This is a genomic window from Thermosynechococcus sp. FA-CM-4201, from assembly GCF_054689355.1.
The window spans coordinates 1,328,339-1,345,864 of record NZ_CP079920.1; the positions used below are offsets into that span (position 1 = coordinate 1,328,339).

Sequence of the window (17,526 nt, forward strand, 5' to 3'; positions counted from 1 at the left end):
GTCAGCATTCATCAGGAGTCCATCATGCATCGGTACGCCCTGCGAGATGACCAATGGGAAAGAATCAAAGACTTGTTGCCAGGATGTGAGGAGCATGTGGGCAGTACTGCTAAAGATAATCGACTGTTTGTCGACGCCGTGTTGTATCGCTATCGTGCGGGCATCCCGTGGCCAGCTTTACCAGAACGCTTTGGCGACTTCCGAGTCATCCATACCCGCCATACTCGATGCTCAAAAACAGGGGTTTGGGAGCGGGTCTTCAACGTTTTAGCTGAAGATGCGGATAATGAATACGCCATGATTGATGCCACCCTCGTACGGGCGCATCAGCACAGTGCTGGAGTTGCCCACAAAAACAAGAAGACGGCTGCCTTGTAGACCAAGCGATTGGGCGCAGTAAAGGTGGGTTGAGTACAAAGATTCATGCGCTGTGTGATGCCTTAGGTCATCCGACGGGGTTTTATCTGAGTGGAGACCAAGTCCACGAGTTAGCGGGAGCAGATGTGCTGCTGGAGCTTGTTCAAGAAGGACAAGCATTACTGGCGGACAAAGCTTATGATGCAGATGAGCGGGTGCTAAGAGGGCTAGCGGAGAAAGGGTGCGAGGCTGTCATTCCGCCCAAGTCTTGTCGTAAACAGCGTCGTGGTTATGACAAAGAACTGTACAAAGCTCGGCACTTGATTGAGAATTTTTTTGCCAAGCTCAAGCAGTATCGAGGGATTGCCACACGTTACGATAAGACAGCGCGAAACTTTTTAGGTGCGATATATCTCGCTGCCGCTGTTATCTGGCTTAACTGATGACACACCCTAGATCGTCGTCGATCTGCTTGGCCTGCTGCTGGGTTAGTTTTAGCCTGTACTCGTACGTCAGGGTGAGCATGAGTGGATTATAGCTATTAGTCGCGCCCGATTTTCGGTGCTAGCTCAATCTATCCAGCAACAATCTGAGATTGAGTGACTGCTCCCTCTGGTCGCCTATCACCGCTTCGCACGGCCTACGGCCTACACCTCCACCTAACCACTTTGCAGTATAGGCGGAGCACTGCGGCGAATTTTGGTAGAGGGTCTATAGGGTCTCCCAGAGATTAACACGGGGGAGTGGGGGGTACAGAGTCGTTGTGGGGATCGGGTACAGGGTCATAGCCACCGGCAGCAAAGGGGTGGCAGCGCAAAATACGACGAATGGCCAAATAGGTGCCCTTGACTGCCCCAAATCGGGCGATCGCCTCAACCGCATAGGCAGAACAAGTGGGCGTATAACGACAGGTGGGCAAAAATAAGGGCGAAATCCAACGCTGATAAGCGCGAATCAAAAAGATCAGTGCTTTGCTTAGCCAGTTGTCCACAGCCTTTGCCCACAAGGTATCCCAATTATAAGCAGGTTAATGGGGGCGAAACAGATGGTGATGTTCTGGGCTATAGAGGCAGGAGCGCAATGAGCCATGGCCTTGATGTTGTACTGCTAGTGCTGGACTGATCAGGTAAAGGGTGGTGCGCGTCAAGCGCTGCTGCTGACTAAATGATGCCATTTCAGTCAAGGGAACCAGCCACAACTGCTCATCGGGCCATCCTAGGCGGTAGCCCACAGCAACTGGGGTTTCGGGCGGGTAGTGCTGAAGCAGGTCTCGCTGAGCACGGTGGACACAATTCGCACTGAGATAGAGGCAGAGGCTGGCTTTATGGGCGGCTAGACTGGCCAATTCTTCTGTTGGTGGCACTCGTGTACGGCCACTGGCACGGGTGAGGATAATTGTCTGTACCAATTCGGGTAGGGTGAGTTCAGCATTGAGGCGGGCAGCGGCCAATTGATAGGCACTAATGCCGGGGACAACTTCAACGGTAATGCCTGCTGCCGCGAGGCGGGCAATCTGCTCGTGAATGGCGCTGTAGAGGCTGGGATCTCCCGATTGCAACCGCACCACTTTTTGACCCGCCTGTACTGCTTCAACCATGAGCGGAATGATCTCTTCGAGGGTCATTGCGGCTGTGGGAATACAGGTGGCACTCGGCGGCGCAAACTGCAAAATCCCCGTCGGCACCAAGGAATCGGCATAGAGAATCACATCGGCCTCTTGAATGAGCCGTTGCCCCTTGAGGGTGAGTAATTCTGGATCACCAGGGCCAGCACCCACAAAGTAAACCCCGGCAGCAGTCTTGCTTTCTACCATGAGACTCTACCTGACTATCCGCTTTTTAAGCGTAACTTTTGGAGGGGACAGGATTGTGTCAGGATCAAAACAGGTCAATTTCAGAGGCAGAGAATCATGAGTGGCAAACGCATTCTGATGCTCGTGGGTGACTATGTTGAAGACTACGAGGTGATGGTGCCCTTCCAAGCCTTGCAAATGGTGGGTCACACAGTGCATGCGGTCTGTCCCGATAAAGTTGCTGGCGATAGCGTTCGCACCGCCGTCCACGATTTTGAGGGGGATCAAACCTACAGTGAAAAACGGGGGCACAATTTTACGCTCAATGCCACTTTTGCGGAAATTGACCCCAGTACCTATGATGCCTTGGTGGTACCGGGGGGACGTGCCCCAGAGTATTTGCGCCTTAATCCACGGGTACTGGAAATCACGAAGCACTTCGGCGAGAGCCAAAAACCGATTGCAGCGATTTGTCACGGTCTCCAACTGCTGGCGGCAGCGGGTGTCTTGGCTGGTAAAACCTGTACGGCCTATCCGGCCTGTGGTCCTGAGGTCGTGAGTGCGGGCGGCAACTTTACCAGTGTGGCGGTGGATGCAGTCGTGGTGGATGGCAATCTGGTCACAGCCCCGGCTTGGCCGGCTCATCCGCAGTGGTTAGCGGCATTTTTAGAGCTTTTGGGAACGACAATTAGTCATCGGCCTTTGGCAACGGTATAGGATGGCGCCGGCATGGCGATCGCCCTCAGCCAAATTGCCCAATATCTCCAACGGCACCAACTGAACTATCGGTTGAATGCCCCCAACCACCAAATTATTACGGGCGTCAACGGCGATCACCTTGAGCGATTTATCGTCGTCATTGAGTTAGACGAGGGGGGCGAGTTTTTTAAGCTCTATGCCCCCAATCTCTTGCCGGGGATTAAAACCCACCGCTTTCGTGATGCCATTTTGCAAACCCTACTGTGCATTTCGTGGCAGACAAAAATGTTGCAGTGGGAGTACGACCCCAACGCGGGTGAAGTGCGTGCCATGATTGAATTCCCCATTGAGGATAGCACCCTCACCGAACGGCAGTTTTTTCGCTGCTTGGGGGCACTCGTGGAAATCGTTGACAATACAGTACCTCGGCTGCGGCAGTTGGTTCAAGAAGAACCGCCCGCTCTAGATACAGATTTGGCCATGGGCGAACGTCTGCTGCTGACGATTCAGGAAGAGGCACCGGGGCTATTGGATCTCATTGCCCAAGCCCTTGAAGCCCGTCGTCAACGGGGTCAGATCAATTTAGATTTGGGTTAGACGTCGGGGGGGCTTGGCGTGCGTAGAAGCGGCCATGTTTGACTTCAATCAATCCCTGACACTTCTCACAACTAAAGCGCCACAGCTTACCCACCGGAATTTTTAGTGGCTGATGACAATGGGGACACTCACCACTCCATACTTCCTCATCCCCAAGCATCCACATACTGCCCACGACCATCGGCAGACCAATAATCGTTCCTAATCCCGTGGCACAAAAGCCTAGCCCCATCACCATGCCAGCGATACCTGCCACCTTTGCCTGATCATCGCGGGGCACTTTTTCAATGGTTGGAGTGGTGTAAATCTCGGATTCAGAGGGGGTCTGTGGGGGTTCTGTGGTGGTTTCAGGGGGAGGCGTCTTGTCTGCCTTCACTTGCGGTGTAGGCTCGGCCTCTAACCAAGGATCCCGTAGGGGCGGATAGTTGGCGGGTTCTTGGTCTTGAGGAAAGGCAGCAGATTCTGAAGGGGCTGGGGGGGCAGTGGGCAACGTGTCTGAGACGACCCAAGGATCCTCAACCACAGGGGCAGCGTCTGGGGCGATCGCTCCCTCAGGCGAGGATTCAGCTTCAGTGGTCATCTCGGGGGGTATCGCGGTTGGTGGGCTAATCTCAGCCTCTAGGGCTTCTAGGGCGGCAGTGTCCTCAGTCGTCGGTTCAGGGAAGTCGTATGCCTCAAGGGTCGGTTGCTCTAGGGTGGCTTCAGAGAGTTCGGGTATCTCAGCAACACTTGCTTGGGCTTCTGGTGGTGTAATGCTCTCTTCTACGGACTCAGGGGCTTCTGCGGGTGGTTCAGCAGTGACTGCGAGCACTGGTAATTCTTCTGAAAACCCATCCAGGGTGTCGGATTCAATGGGTTCTTCTTGGCGGGGGGGCGATTCTTCCCAGTCAATATTGGGTTCTGGGGAGGGTGGGTTGGGGTCAAAGGCAGCCGCTAAATCTGCCAAACTGATGTCCTCGTCAGGGTCAATATCTGGAATTTCATCTAGGAAACTCCCTTGCGGCTCACTGATGGGTTCTGCCCCTGTCCCATCCTCAGCGACTTGCTCTAGGGGAGGCGCTACATCGCCATATTCAGGTGTGCTCTCTACTGGACTGGGTTGTTCCTTCTCTTGGGGCGATCGCGCCACGGCATCCTGACTGTCAGATGTGGCAGGTGCCTCGGAGGTCATAAAAGCGGACATCAAATCCAGCAGCGTTGGTTCAGGGGGTGCAGTTTCCGTGGCCCATGGATCTGCGATCGCTGGCGGCGGGGGTTGAACGGCAGGCATGACTTGTAATGCAAAATGGCTTTCCCACAGGGGAACGCCCAACACCCGTGACTCAATGAAAACCCGTTGAATCTCCGGCAAGTGCAATTTTTCTAAGGCGGTGCGGATCAGGGTGACGGCTGCCCCTTGATTGAGCATTTTTTCTGAATGCAGCGTAATCATTAGCTCCTCGGCCTGACGCACCACAGTAGCCTTGACCCGCTTTGGCAGGAGGACAGCATTCAACAGCGTACCAATAGCACGGGGGTCGCCCTGCCGCGCAATATCGAGCAAACGGGAATCACTCATAAACCAATGAATGGAATGGAACGGGGTGCCGCTAGTTCTAGCCTACTGCGATTTCAAGAGAGTGAGAGGCAGTTGGGGGCGATCGCTCCACTATCCTACCTAATCAAAGGGTAGGCTAATCTATACCCTAGGCTTAGAGCTGTTGAGAAGCTTGGAAAAAATCCCTTCGGCATCAAGGACGTCCATACCATTTTCTGAAGCGGCGGCTATAGGATCCTTGATTTGTGCGTTACCCTTTCGGTGTAACTTACCTTTTCGGGGATTTCAGTGGGGCTATGCGGGGGATTGAATAGCCCGAACTACTCTTAGTTTAGCTAAGGGATGGCTAAATGACAACTCCCTAAAGGGTGTAAATTGTTACAAACAATTACAAGCACCCACTAGACTGGGAAAAAGATGTTCACAAGTTTCAGCAGGGCATGACAGCGGCAACACGCTCCACGGATTGGCAACTTTTGCAACGACTGATTCCTTACCTCAAGCCCTATCGCTGGGGACTGGTGGGAAGTGGCTTGCTTTTGATTCCCTTGGCGGCAGCAGCAGCATTGCAACCAATCATCATTGGTCAGGCGATCGCCTTCCTCAAGGGAGAAGAGAGTACCTATAGCTTTTTGAAAGCCTTGACCCTAACCCAAGGGATTGATCTCCTGAGCATTGCACTGCTGATTACCGTGGTGCTGCGTTTTGGGGTGCAGGCAGTGCAGGGGTACTGGATTCAAAAAATTGGCCAAAACATTACTGCCGATATTCGCCATGATTTATTTGACCACGTGCTCCGCTTATCGTCGCGCTTTTTTGACCGCACTCCCGTCGGTAAGCTGATTACTCGCTTGACCAGTGATGTGGATGCTCTGGGGGATGTGTTTGCCACTGGCGCCGTGGGGGTTCTCAGCGATGTCTTCTCAATGCTGGTGGTCATCCTGACGATGTTTTTCATTGACCGCCTGCTGGCAACGCTGCTGCTAGCCTTGGTACTGCCGATCACCGCTCTGATTATCTATTTTCAACATCGCTACCGCGTGGCCAACTACAAATCCCGCGAGGAGCTGTCGCTACTGAATGCCGATCTGCAGGAAAACATCGTTGGCATTACGGTGGTGCAATTGTTTCGCCGTGAGGCCTTTAATAGCCAACTGTTTCGGCGGCGCAATCAACGCTACATCAAAGAGGTGGATCGGACGATTTTCTACGATTCCGCAGTATCAGCAACGTTGGAGTGGATTGCCTTTGTGGCGATCGCGGGGGTTCTCTGGCTCGGCGGTGCCTTGGTGGAGCAGCGCACGATTGACTTTGGCACCTTGGCCACGTTTATCCTCTTTTCGCAGCGCGTCTTTGATCCATTGCGGCAGTTGGCGGAGAAATTTACCACGGTGCAAGCGGGTTTAACCGCCATTGAGCGCATCCATGATCTGCTCTCAGAACCCATTGAAATTCAGGATCCCGATCGCACCTTTTTGCGTTTACCCAAGGCAGAAAATACAGCCGCTGCCGTTGAGTTTCGCGATGTCTGGCTGGCCTACAAAGACGATGACTATGTCCTCAAGCAACTTTCCTTTCAGATCCATGCGGGCGAGAAGGTGGCGATTGTTGGCCCCACCGGTGCAGGCAAAAGTTCGATTATTCGCTTGCTCTGTCGCCTCTATGATCCAACGCGCGGTGAAGTGCTCGTTAGTGGTCGCAATGTCCGCGACTTTACCCAAGCAGAACTGCGGCAGCACATTGGCGTGATTTTGCAGGATAGCTTTCTCTTTTCGGGGGATGTGAAAAGCAACATTGCCCTTGGCGACAATTACACCCTTGCCGACATTCAGCGGGTGGCCGCCGAAATGAACATTGCTGACTTTATTGAGCAGTTGCCCCAAGGCTATGACACTCCCCTACGGCAACGGGGCACGAACCTCTCGGCGGGGCAGCGACAACTTTTGGCCTTTGCGCGGGTGGCGATTCGCAATCCAGAAATCCTTGTCCTTGATGAGGCAACCGCCAATTTAGATGTGGGCACAGAGGTGATGATTCAGGAGGCCTTAAACCGCCTCTTGGTGAATCGAACCGCCATTATTATTGCCCACCGCCTTGCCACAATCCGCCATGTGGATCGCATTTTTGTGCTCAAACGGGGACAACTGGTGGAGCAGGGAACCCACAGTGAACTCTTGGCTCGCAATGGGGTATATGCCCATCTCTACCGCTTGCAGGCACTCGCCGAAGAAGCAGCCCCTAAGCACGATGCCTCGCCCCTTGCCTAATCCACAATAGCAGTGGCAGCCCCAGCAGTTGCAGCACCACCGACACCAAGACCAACAGCCCCAAGGAGCGATCGTAGAGCACGCCCATGAGCAAACTTCCTAGAAACCACGCTAAGCCATAGCCCGTGCTGAAGATGCCGTAGGCCGACCCCCGCCGTTCTGGGGGGACGAGGTTGGCGACGATCGCCCGCACAATGGATTCTTGGGCACCCATGCCAATGCCCCACAGCACCATGCCCCAAATCACCGCAGAACTGAGGAAAACCAAGGGGGCAAAGCCCACCGACAGCACAACCGCAAGGATCAAGGCCATAATGCCAATGCGATCCAGTAAGTACCCAAAGAGCAGGGCGGCCACCGCATCAACCCCCATTGCCAAGGCATAGAGCAGCGGAATTTGACTCGTTTGCAGACTATCCCCCTGCTGTAAATGAAAGGCAATCAAGGGGAAATCCACATAGCCAGCGCCCAGAAAGGCCACCGCTAAGAGGTAAATCCAAAACAGCGTTGGTAGTCTTTTGGTATCCAGATCCTGAACCACTGTTTCAAAGTCCCGTGGCTCTGGGTACCGCCGCTGCGTCACCAACAAAACGACCAGTCCGATCAGGGCAGGGATGGCGAGGACGGCAAAACTCCATTGATAGTGCTGAGTGAGGGCAAAGACGCCAGCCACCATCAGCGGCCCAACAACGGCACCAATTTGATCCATCGCCTCATGGAGACCAAAGCCAAAGCCACGACCCACTTGGCTAGCACCGTAGGAGAGCAAAACATCGCGGGGGGGTGTACGAATCGCTTTGCCCGTGCGCTCAGCAATCATGAATCCCGCTAGGACTTCCCAACGATGGGCCAAGGCCATGAGGGGCACAGCCAAGGTATTGATGGCGTAACCCAAGGTGGTAATGCGCCAATAGGCACGGGTGCGATCGCTCACATAGCCAATCACAAGGCGCAGACCATAGCCAATGAATTCCCCCAAGCCCGCCACGAGGCCGACAACGGTACCACTGGCCCCCAATACTCCTAAATAGACCCCCGTGAGACTGCGTGCGCCTTCGTAGGTGGCATCGGCACAAAGGGAGACTACCCCCAGTAGGATGACAAAACTCAGGGCTGACCCCTTTTGTAATACCATCGGTAAACTCCTTTAGGAATGTCCACAGTATATTGTTTGGAGAACCGTTAACGGGCGATCGCGATGGCGGATGCACTCAGCGCAGCTAGCCCCTTAGTCATTTGGACAAGTCTGGGGTTCATCTGTGGCCGTTGGTTGCCGGCAGTGATTCCCCAATGGTTGGGACGCGGCCTCTATTGGGTCGGGGTGCCCATTCAAATTTTTGCCTTGGTGCGGCAGACCAACTTCGCGGGGTTAATTTGGTTGGCACCGGTGCTGGCCTTTGTGGCGCTCATTGTCGGCTATACCCTTGCCCAAGGCCTCTACCATTGGCAGAAACGCTACTTTCAACCGCAATGGCTGCAATACACCCCCCCCTTCCTGACGAGTACAGTTCCCGAAGGAGAAAGTCGCCGCTTTCAGGGGAGCTATCTGATTGCCAGCATTCTCGGCAACACGGGCTTTGTTGGCTTGGGGGTCGCGATTCCTCTTCTGAGTGCCACGGCATTGCCCTGGGCGGCCTTCTATGCCATTACCCAAAATGCCCTCGGTACCTACGGCTTGGGTTCATTCCTTGGTCAGTACTACGGTAAGGGCAATGATCAACCTTGGTGGCGAGCCTTGGCGGTGATTCCAACCGTGCCGACCCTTTGGGCATCAATGGCGGGCTTTGCAACCCATGATCTTTCTTTTCCCGACGCGATTGAGAGCTTGTGTGAGATAGATATTCACCTAGTGATTCCCTTTGCCTTTGTCCTCACCGGCATTCGCCTCAGTCGGCTCCCCGGCTGGCAGAGCTTTCGCATGGGGGTGCTGCCTATGTTGGTGAAAACGCTGTTGCTGCCATTGACGATGATGGCGATCGCCTATGGTTTGGGCCTACGGGGCGATACGTTGCTGGCGATCGCGATTATGACGGGTACGCCCACCGCCTTTGCGGCCTTAATTTTGGCAGAAGAATACGAACTGAATACCGAACTTCCACCGGCAGTAATCGCCCTGAGTACCCTCAGCTTTGTGGTGGTGTTACCGCTGTGGGTGTTCCTCTGCCGCCAAGTTTTAACATAACGCTAACGACTGCTATCGTTTGCCAAGAACGGTGGCACACTGAAAATACCTGATCCATTCCTAGCCCTCTCACGAGTCTCTCTATGACGAATCCCCAAAGTCCTCCTCCGCCACCGCCGCGTGTTCCCAATTCACCCCCGATGCCGCCGCCGCGGCCGCCAATGGGTGGGGGTGTTCCACCGATGCCTCCCCAACCGGGAATGGCGCCTCCCCGTCCTGCTGCCCCCCCACCACCTCCCCAAGGGATGCCCCCACAGCCCGGCATGCCGCCTCGACCCATGCCACCGCAACCGGGGATGCCCCCACGACCAATGCCGCCGCAGCCGGGAATGCCCCAACAGGGGGTACCGACCCAACCAATGCCGACACCGGCCGCGCGAATCTCTGGCCCCACGATGGAACAACTGGTGCGGGAGGCCTTTGAGCACGGCTATTCCGATATTCATGTTGGGGTTGGCGAAGCGCCGCGCTTTCGCGATCGCGGACGTTTAGAGATTACCAACTATCCCGTTACTGATGAGGAAACTTTTAACTACTGGCTGAATGAACTGCTGACCCCCCAACAAATTGAGCAGTTTCGCACCCACCTTGAATACGATGGTGCCTATCAGTACGAAGGGCTATGCCGTGTGCGGATCAACATCTTTGTCGCCTTAAAAGGCCCCGCCATGGTGCTGCGCTTGATTCCCGTGAAGATTCTGACCCTAGAGCAGTTGAATTTACCACCGGTCTTCAAGGATCTCTGCCACTACCACAAGGGTCTGATTCTGGTGACAGGGCCAACGGGTTCCGGGAAATCCACCACCCTTGCGGCAATGGTGGACTATATCAACACCGAAATGCCGAAGCACATTATCTCCATTGAAGACCCGATTGAGTTTGTCCACCAAAGTCGCCGTGCCCTGATCCGGCAGCGGGAAGTGGGTATCCATACGCTGAAGTTTGACAATGCCCTGAAGGCGTCGTTGCGGGAAGACCCCGATATTATTCTGATCGGGGAGATGCGCGATCGCGAGACAGTGAATACAGCCCTAAAAGCAGCGCAAACGGGTCACTTGGTTTTTGGTACGTTGCATACCAACAGTGCCGTGAAAACGATTGAGCGGATCCTCAACCTCTACAACCCCGATGAACAGGGGCCGATGCGGATGCAGGTCGCAGAATCGCTGGTGGCGGTCATTGCCCAAGCCCTTGTGCGCACGACGGATGGTAAGCGGGCGGCCATTCACGAGATCATGATCAACACCGATGCCATCAAGGACTACATTTTGCGGGGTGATGTGGAGGAAATTGAGGCGATTATTCCGCAGTGTACCTACGACGGCATGTGCACGATGAACCAATGCCTCTACGAACTCTATGAGGCGGGGCGCATTGACGAGGAAACCGCCATCGAAAACTCCCCCAAACCCAACGAAATGGCGCAAATTCTACGGGGTCGTGTCTAGGGCAATGGTTGGCCTCAAGCCTGTCTTATACAAGGGGTTGGCGCTCTTTACACCGGGGGAGGATGTGGTCTTTTGCCGTGACCCCTCCAAGCAGGGACAGTGGCACCGATCGCTCTGTCAAGCCCTGCAACAACTGTTGGATTTGGAAGAGCCGCCCCTTTTCCTATCCCCCTGCTACACAGCAGCGGTGGATTACTGGTTTGATGAGGAGCAGCAATGCCTGCGAGTGGCGGCGGAGGTCTATCCCTTGGCATGGCCCCATCGTCCCCTACTGAATGCCCTCTTTGCCCCTGCGCATCAGCCCACCTTGCCGTGGCAGTTGGTACAGGATCCGCAGCATCCCTGTGATGTCCAAGCCCTAGAGGCCTACCGCAGCAGCTTTCCCCAACTGTGGGAGCATCACCAACTGATCTATGATTTGCAGGAAGCCACCCCCCTGAGCAGTTTTGTGCCACGTCCTTCGGAGCCCGATCGCTATGTCTTTCGCCTCTATGTGCGTGGAGAAACCCACGCCGCTGAGGTTGCCCTCAAAAACCTCCATGATTTGCTGAGTCGCTCCCTCAAGGTGCCCTATACGCTCAAAGTGGTGGATGTCACTAAGCAACCCGATCTGGCGGAGGAGGATCAAGTCCAAGCCACGCCAACATTGGTGCGGGTCTATCCCCAGCCAGTGCGCCGCCTTGTGGGACACTTGGATAATCGCGATCGCCTGCAACGTTTGCTAAGCCCTTAGACCGATGACCGATTCTGCTCAAGACCTGCTCGCTGCTGCTGCTGTGGAGCGAATGGCGGGAACTCGTGATGCCTATGTGCCCTATCTGCGCCAAGTCTTTGCCGATGTGGTGGGGGAGGATGACGCTGTCAGTGAAACCCGTGGTGGCTTAGCCGCAGCCCAAGAGCGTCTGGCCAAGATACAGCCTGTACGGTATGGCAAGAGTCGCAACTTTTTGACGGGTGCGGTAACAGGGCTTTCGGCCTATTTGCGCCACGGGGTGATCAGTTTGGCGGCGGTGCGCGATCGCCTGTACGAAGTAGTGTCTCACCCCCATCAAGCGGAAGCCCTACTCCAACAACTGGCGTGGCGAGACTATTGGCAGCGCCTCTATGCCCGTTGGGGCGATCGCCTGTGGCAGGACATCGAACCCTATAAAACGGGTTGGCAAGCAACCGATTATCAAGCCGACTTACCCCCCGCCCTCATCGCAGCAGAAACAGGGCTGGCCTGTATGGATGCCTTTAGTGACGACCTACAACGAACGGGCTACTTGCATAACCATGCGCGGCTATGGTTGGCGGCCTATGTGGTGCATTGGTGTCGGGTGCGCTGGCAGGCGGGAGCTGCTTGGTTTTTGCAGCATCTCCTCGATGGCGATCCGGCGAGTAATAACCTCTCGTGGCAGTGGGTGGCCAGTACCTTTAGCCACAAGCCCTACTTTTTTAACCGCCAAAACCTTGAACGCTATAGCGATGGCAAATACTGTCGCCAGTGTCCCATGGGCGATCGCTGTCCCTTTGATGCCACCTACGAGGAATTGGCAGCCCGTCTGTTTCCCCACAAGGAATAGGGTTATTGGGGAGTCGGCTTCACGGTTTTGCGCAGAATCAAACAGTTGCCCGTATTGCCCACGCGCTGATAGTCCAATTCATCCATGATGGTTGCCAAGAGGCGTAGACCGCGTCCCCCTTCGGCATCGAGGGCAATTTGGCTGGACAGTGTTGCCAGTTTGGCCATTAGATCAAAGGGATCCCCTTGATCCCAGATGCGCAATTCAATCACAGTGTCTGCAAGGGAGAGATCAATGCGAATGGGGGTATCGCTGGCGCGATCGCGATGGGCATGGCGCACAGCATTGGTAAACCCCTCGGCAAGGGCGAGTTCCAACTTCAACCACTCTTCGATGGGCAGCGTCGTGGGGCGATATTGATTGAACCATGCCAAGAGAGCCTCCAGTTGGGTTAGGTCACTGGTTAGGGTTAGGGAAACCGTGGTGAAGGGAGGCGTCATAGGCGGAGTTGTCCTTGATGAGGTTGAATCAGTCCAAGGGCGTCGGGTACCAACGTCGCAAAGACCGCTGCCCGACTGGCCACCAAGGGTCGCTGTGCCCACCAGATATGAAGTGTAGAAATGTGGCCGTGGCGAATGGACTTTTCCCGTGCCGAGGCCTCCGAGATGGGTTGCAGGGGCAGACGGGATTCAATGAGGCGACGCGGATGAGACATGCAGCAGCCAAAGGAGGATTATTTCAATTTTCTCTCTTTTGCTATTGTTTCTTATCTTTAAGCTTTGCTGCGAGTGCGAGAAAACACCCTGAGCAACGACAGCTGACATAACCCCTTGGGAAAGAACCGCGTGCCGAGGATAATCAGCAACCCATAGAGCATCAGACGCCCATCGCGGAAAAAAGTGGCCACTGCCACTGGCAAATAGGGTTGATCGGCAAGTCCCCGCAGGAGTTCGGGTAAGGCTGTAAAGAGCATACCGCCAGCGATCGCCCCCACAAACGTCCGATTGCCCCCCACCAGCACTGCCGTCAGTGCCAACACCCCCGTATCAAACGTGCCCTGACGGGGATTCCAAGTATTCAAAAGATGAGCCGCCAAAACTCCCGCCACCCCCGCTAGAATCGCCCCCAAGACAAAGCCCAAAACCTTGTAGCGAGTGGTATCAATGCCGAGGGTCTGTGCCACCAATTCATCGGCACGAATGGCCTGCATCGCCTTGCCCGCACGGGTCTGTTCCAAACGACCGATGGCGATCGCCACAATAATCAGCAAGGGCAGCGTCAGCCACAAATAGCCCAAGGGCGTACTAAAGGGTTGGGGAATGCCAAAGATGCCGATCGCCCCCCCAGTGACCTCCAGATTGAGTGCCAACACCCGCAGCACCTCAGAAAAAGCGATCGTCGCAATGGCAAAATAAATGCCCCGCAACCGCAGCACGGGCACGCCCAAGCCCCAGCCCACCAGACCACAGACAAGAGCCGCCAACACCATTTCCCCCAGCACCAAGGGGACAGGATAGGGGTTCAGCCCCGCAAAAACACGGGTGGAGAGCAATGCAGCAATATAGCCCCCCATGGCATAAAAGGCTGGACTCGCAAGGGAGAGTTGACCACTCATCAGGGGCAAATAGAGCGACAAGGCCAACATCGCCCCCAAAGTCATCGAAACAATCAGGAAATCGTAGGTGCCAAGCCAACCCGCCATAGCTAGCGCTAGAGATCCACCGCACAGGCCGGCACGCTTCCCTCCACAAGCTGCTGCAACTCGGCAATAATCGCTGCTTCGAGGGTCTTATCCCCCAAGCGAATCGTCAGACGCGACAGCCGCAGTGAAGCCGTAATCCGACCGCTAGGAAGATCTAACCACACCAACTGTTGAAACTGGCGACAGCGACCGCCATAGCGTTGGGCAAGGGTGGCGAGTTCCTCGCTGGTGGGCGATCGCCCCAGATCGACATCAACCACCCATGTACCGCCACATTCCCGCCGTTTAGAAAGTTGAATTGGCATCCTTTAGAACTGACCTATAGGCGTTGGGCATAGAATTCACACCAGGAATCGCCCTTCTCCCGCGCCCTCACCTCTGCCCCTTGGAACACGCCACCCCGCTGAAAGAGACGATTGTAAAAGGCCTCATCCAAAACGGGCTTCTGTTGAATGCGTCCGTTATAGACAATGTTCATCATGGCAGGCACCGCCCCTTGGGCAAAATAGCAGGCCGGTTGGGCAGCATGGGGATAGGAAGCCAAGAAGTAGTTGGTTTCGTAGTTGCCATCAATGGCCACCCGACAGGATTCATTCCTGACCACCTCTAGGGCTTGCCAACGCCCCCACCCCAAACTACTAGCAACGGCATACCCCCCGTGAATCCAATCGGTATCGGTTTTCAACATGGGGCCAACCACCGCTTCCCACTCCAAAGATTCCATGATATTGCCAAAGGTGTAAAAGACACAAACATGACCCGATTCACGAATCAAAGCCTGCCCCACCTCTAAAAGTTGCGGATCCACCTTTTGTAGCTCATCAAGGAAACGGTACTGAATGCGGTTGTAGTAGTTGGCAGGCATCCGCGTCAGCAGCACATTAAACGCCCGAATTTGGCCATTCACATCCCCTTCGAGGGGCAGTCCCCAGAGGGCTTCATTCACCGCATCGTAGTCCACACTCGTTTCTGCTTTCGGCAGTGGGACAGGTTGATCAATGAGCTTGCCCATTTGTGGACTGGGTGTTAGAGAGCGGCGCACTGGTGCTTTGGTCACATGGATCATGCAGTGATCCTGCCGCGTCACCGCCATACAACTGGTTTCTTCAGCCACATAGGTGCCCAATACTGCAAAGGTAGCATCTAAGGCTGCGGCCACATAACCTACGGCTAAGTGATCAATGGGTTTCGTGCGGCTCACCTGCTCACCATACTTCCCGAGCCAGCCCTCGGCATAGTGGGAGTGGGTCAATTCCACCTCACCCCCTTGTTCTGTCACCTCAAAGTTGAGTCGGCCAAAGCCCAAAAAGCTAAAAATTTGCGCAGCGGTGGCAAGGCGTTCCACTGGCGTTTGCACTCCCAACGTATTAAAGGCATTGGCGAGCAAGCTATAGAAAATCTCTTGGGCTGAGGTCTGCAAGATACTGACCCCATCAATCCAGTCGGGATCTTCAATGGTTTGCTGGAGAAATAGATTGTAGTGGTGGCAGTGGAAAATCACTGGTTCGTTAAAAAAAGCCACCAGCTTCCGGGGGCGATCGATGCGGAGATGCTCAAACATGGGTACAAATCTTTTCTTGAGTTTCTGATTAGGGACGATTCAACAACATTAGGGAAGCGCAACGGGGAGGCGTTCCACGCCCAAAATATCGGCCACACCCTTATAGAGAATGCGCACTTCCCGCTCATCCAATTGGCCTTTTTCCAACCGCTCGCGGTGCAAGCCGGTTTTCAATGACAGCCGCAGCGTCACAAAGTTGGGATCCGGGGCATAGCGACGGGCATAGCTGAGCAGCAGTTGAGCGACGGAGGTGGTGTTGTCCTGCACGGAGGGCAGCAGTGGTTTGCCATCTGCCAAAATTGCCTTAATGCGCTCAAAGACCAACTTCAGGTTCGTGCTACCCTTGGTGAGAAATAGGACAAAGTAGGGGGTTTTGCTGAAGGCTTTGATCACCAGTCGCACCTCTGCCGAACCCGCTAGCAAATAGTCTGCCTCCGAGGCGGGATCCACCACCTGACACACGCGATTATTGGCCCGCAGCAAATCGCTGGCATAGGCTCCCAAAGAACTCAGGGAGGCATTTTCAAGGTGAGTGCCACTGTAGTTAATTTCGGCAATGGTTGCCCCATCGGTCATGCGGCCAATTAACACGGCTAACACGCCCGGGACTCCGGCAATATGTTGCTCTAAAACACTATTGAGCGTGCGCACCAACATTTAGGTTCTCCTAGGGAAGATTAAACTTTGACTAATCGTAAATTTTATAGAAGTTATCAATGCTTGCTCATCCGTAGAATTTCTGATACGGTGATAGTTTTATTAAAAATTAACATTTGTATTCTTGAATACGATTTTCTAGCCTAGTCCCTCTAGGAGCGAGCCATGGCCACAACAACAGAACTGCCGATTCCCGACTTCTTTGATCCTGCGAAAGTCCCTCAGGTGTGGCGTGTCCCCTACCAAGAACGAGCAGCGCAAGCTCGCCAATGGGCACAGCAGTACGAGATTCCGCCGGCGAGTAACGATCCGCAGCGCATGATCCTCCTGCTCATTGATGTCCAAAATACGTTTTGCCTGCCAGAGTTTGAGCTATTTGTCCACGGTGCCGTTGCGGATAATCAACGCCTCTGCCGCTTTATCTATACCCACCTTGCCCACATTAGCGAGATTATCGTTACCCTCGATACCCACACCGCCAGTCAAATTTTCCATCCCCTCTTTTGGCTGGATGCTACTGGGGAACCGCCGCCCCCCCTAACCACGATTACCGTTGAGGATGTTGAGCGTGGGCGCTGGCAACCCAATCCCCATCTGCTGACCGCCCTCGGCATGACTGATCAAGAGAGTTTGCAGGCCTATGTCCGGCACTATGTTGCCCAGTTAGCCGCCAAAGGTAAATTTCCGCTGACGATTTGGCCTTACCACTCGATGCTGGGGGGAATTGGTCATGCGCTGGTGTCTGCTGTGGAGGAGGCCTGTTTCTTTCACACCGTGGCGCGACAGCAGCAAACCCGCATCGAACTCAAGGGGAGCCATCCTCTGACGGAAAATTACTCGGTGCTGCGTCCAGAAGTCAGCCATGACCCCCAAGGGCGTCCTTTAGTACCGGTAAATCGGGCTTTGATTGAGCATCTGCTGGCGGGCGATCGCCTGATCATTGCCGGTCAAGCCAAAAGTCACTGTGTTGCTTGGACGGTGGCCGACCTGCTCAGTGAAATTCAACAGCGAGATCCCCAACTCGCGCAACGAGTCTATCTCCTTGAGGATTGTATGTCCCCTGTGGTGGTGCCGGGGGTCGTGGACTTTAGCGAAACTGCCAATGCAACCTTTGCCGAGTTTGCTGCTGCCGGCATGCACCGGATCACCACTAGCAGTGCTCCTTGGAATCTTTAGTTGATCTTAAAGACTCACCACTTCTGAAAAGAGACGGTTTAGGATC

The 17,526-nt window shown here is 54.7% G+C and carries 18 protein-coding genes and 1 pseudogene; 9 read left to right on the forward strand and 10 right to left on the reverse strand.

Annotated features, from left to right (window positions below; all coding sequences use genetic code 11):
- The first annotated feature begins 24 nt into the window (after window positions 1-24).
- Window positions 25-800, forward strand: a protein-coding gene (locus KV190_RS06485; RefSeq protein WP_460195118.1) for an IS5 family transposase whose coding sequence is annotated in 2 segments (ribosomal slippage) — window positions 25-372 and window positions 375-800 — 774 coding nt in all. Because the reading frame shifts where the segments join, the coding sequence is not laid out codon by codon here.
- 287 nt (window positions 801-1,087) lie between these two features.
- Here KV190_RS06485 and yidD read toward each other — a convergent pair.
- Entirely contained in the window at window positions 1,088-1,348 is a 261-nt protein-coding gene (yidD, locus tag KV190_RS06490) for a membrane protein insertion efficiency factor YidD (protein ID WP_460195120.1), read from the reverse strand.
- A 36-nt stretch (window positions 1,349-1,384) separates the two neighbouring features.
- A complete protein-coding gene (gene cobM / locus KV190_RS06495; protein ID WP_460195121.1) occupies window positions 1,385-2,170 on the reverse strand; it encodes a precorrin-4 C(11)-methyltransferase in 786 nt (261 codons plus the stop codon).
- A 96-nt stretch (window positions 2,171-2,266) separates the two neighbouring features.
- On the opposite strand from cobM, the gene KV190_RS06500 reads away from it, so the two are divergent.
- On the forward strand, window positions 2,267-2,866 hold the full coding sequence (locus KV190_RS06500) for a DJ-1/PfpI family protein (protein WP_460195122.1): 600 nt from the start codon (window positions 2,267-2,269) through the stop codon (window positions 2,864-2,866).
- A 12-nt stretch (window positions 2,867-2,878) separates the two neighbouring features.
- A complete protein-coding gene (locus KV190_RS06505; RefSeq protein ID WP_460195123.1) occupies window positions 2,879-3,445 on the forward strand; it encodes a hypothetical protein in 567 nt (188 codons plus the stop codon).
- Here the strand turns inward: KV190_RS06505 and KV190_RS06510 are convergent.
- A complete protein-coding gene (locus KV190_RS06510) occupies window positions 3,426-5,003 on the reverse strand; it encodes a hypothetical protein (RefSeq protein WP_460195124.1) in 1,578 nt (525 codons plus the stop codon). The genes KV190_RS06505 and KV190_RS06510 overlap by 20 nt on opposite strands.
- Window positions 5,004-5,422: 419 nt before the next feature.
- Between KV190_RS06510 and KV190_RS06515 the strand changes: the two genes are divergently transcribed.
- Window positions 5,423-7,249 carry an ABC transporter ATP-binding protein gene (locus KV190_RS06515; protein WP_460195125.1) on the forward strand — a complete coding sequence of 609 codons (1,827 nt, stop codon included), beginning with the start codon at window positions 5,423-5,425 and terminating at the stop codon, window positions 7,247-7,249.
- Here KV190_RS06515 and KV190_RS06520 read toward each other — a convergent pair.
- Window positions 7,221-8,384: an MFS transporter gene (locus tag KV190_RS06520; RefSeq protein ID WP_460195126.1), complete on the reverse strand. Its 1,164-nt coding sequence runs from the start codon at window positions 8,382-8,384 to the stop codon at window positions 7,221-7,223. The genes KV190_RS06515 and KV190_RS06520 overlap by 29 nt on opposite strands.
- A gap of 63 nt (window positions 8,385-8,447) precedes the next feature.
- Between KV190_RS06520 and KV190_RS06525 the strand changes: the two genes are divergently transcribed.
- From KV190_RS06525 to KV190_RS06540, 4 genes are all read left to right on the forward strand, one after another.
- A complete protein-coding gene (locus KV190_RS06525) occupies window positions 8,448-9,431 on the forward strand; it encodes an AEC family transporter (RefSeq protein WP_460195127.1) in 984 nt (327 codons plus the stop codon).
- Between the two features lie 83 nt (window positions 9,432-9,514).
- Window positions 9,515-10,879: a type IV pilus twitching motility protein PilT gene (locus KV190_RS06530; RefSeq protein ID WP_460195128.1), complete on the forward strand. Its 1,365-nt coding sequence runs from the start codon at window positions 9,515-9,517 to the stop codon at window positions 10,877-10,879.
- Between the two features lie 4 nt (window positions 10,880-10,883).
- On the forward strand, window positions 10,884-11,612 hold the full coding sequence (locus KV190_RS06535) for a circadian clock KaiB family protein (RefSeq protein ID WP_460195129.1): 729 nt from the start codon (window positions 10,884-10,886) through the stop codon (window positions 11,610-11,612).
- Between the two features lie 4 nt (window positions 11,613-11,616).
- Window positions 11,617-12,444, forward strand: a complete 828-nt coding sequence (locus KV190_RS06540; RefSeq protein WP_460195130.1) for an FAD-binding domain-containing protein — start codon at window positions 11,617-11,619, stop codon at window positions 12,442-12,444.
- 2 nt (window positions 12,445-12,446) lie between these two features.
- On the opposite strand, the gene KV190_RS06545 is transcribed toward KV190_RS06540, so the two are convergent.
- From KV190_RS06545 to KV190_RS06570, 6 genes and pseudogenes are all read right to left on the reverse strand, one after another.
- Window positions 12,447-12,884, reverse strand: a complete 438-nt coding sequence (locus KV190_RS06545) for an ATP-binding protein (protein ID WP_460195131.1) — start codon at window positions 12,882-12,884, stop codon at window positions 12,447-12,449.
- Between the two features lie 41 nt (window positions 12,885-12,925).
- Window positions 12,926-13,099, reverse strand: a pseudogene (locus KV190_RS06550) (DUF1156 domain-containing protein); the annotation flags it as partial.
- Between the two features lie 57 nt (window positions 13,100-13,156).
- The gene (locus KV190_RS06555) at window positions 13,157-14,086 is read right to left on the reverse strand and encodes a branched-chain amino acid ABC transporter permease (RefSeq protein WP_460195132.1); all 930 of its coding nucleotides are present in this window, start codon (window positions 14,084-14,086) and stop codon (window positions 13,157-13,159) included.
- Between the two features lie 8 nt (window positions 14,087-14,094).
- Window positions 14,095-14,391 carry a hypothetical protein gene (locus KV190_RS06560; RefSeq protein ID WP_460195133.1) on the reverse strand — a complete coding sequence of 99 codons (297 nt, stop codon included), beginning with the start codon at window positions 14,389-14,391 and terminating at the stop codon, window positions 14,095-14,097.
- Between the two features lie 14 nt (window positions 14,392-14,405).
- Entirely contained in the window at window positions 14,406-15,647 is a 1,242-nt protein-coding gene (locus tag KV190_RS06565; RefSeq protein ID WP_460195134.1) for a hypothetical protein, read from the reverse strand.
- A gap of 48 nt (window positions 15,648-15,695) precedes the next feature.
- Complete coding sequence (locus tag KV190_RS06570) at window positions 15,696-16,304, reverse strand: hypothetical protein (RefSeq protein WP_460195136.1); 609 nt, start codon at window positions 16,302-16,304, stop codon at window positions 15,696-15,698.
- A 165-nt stretch (window positions 16,305-16,469) separates the two neighbouring features.
- Between KV190_RS06570 and KV190_RS06575 the strand changes: the two genes are divergently transcribed.
- Entirely contained in the window at window positions 16,470-17,480 is a 1,011-nt protein-coding gene (locus KV190_RS06575; RefSeq protein ID WP_460195137.1) for a cysteine hydrolase family protein, read from the forward strand.
- The last annotated feature ends 46 nt before the right edge of the window (window positions 17,481-17,526 follow it).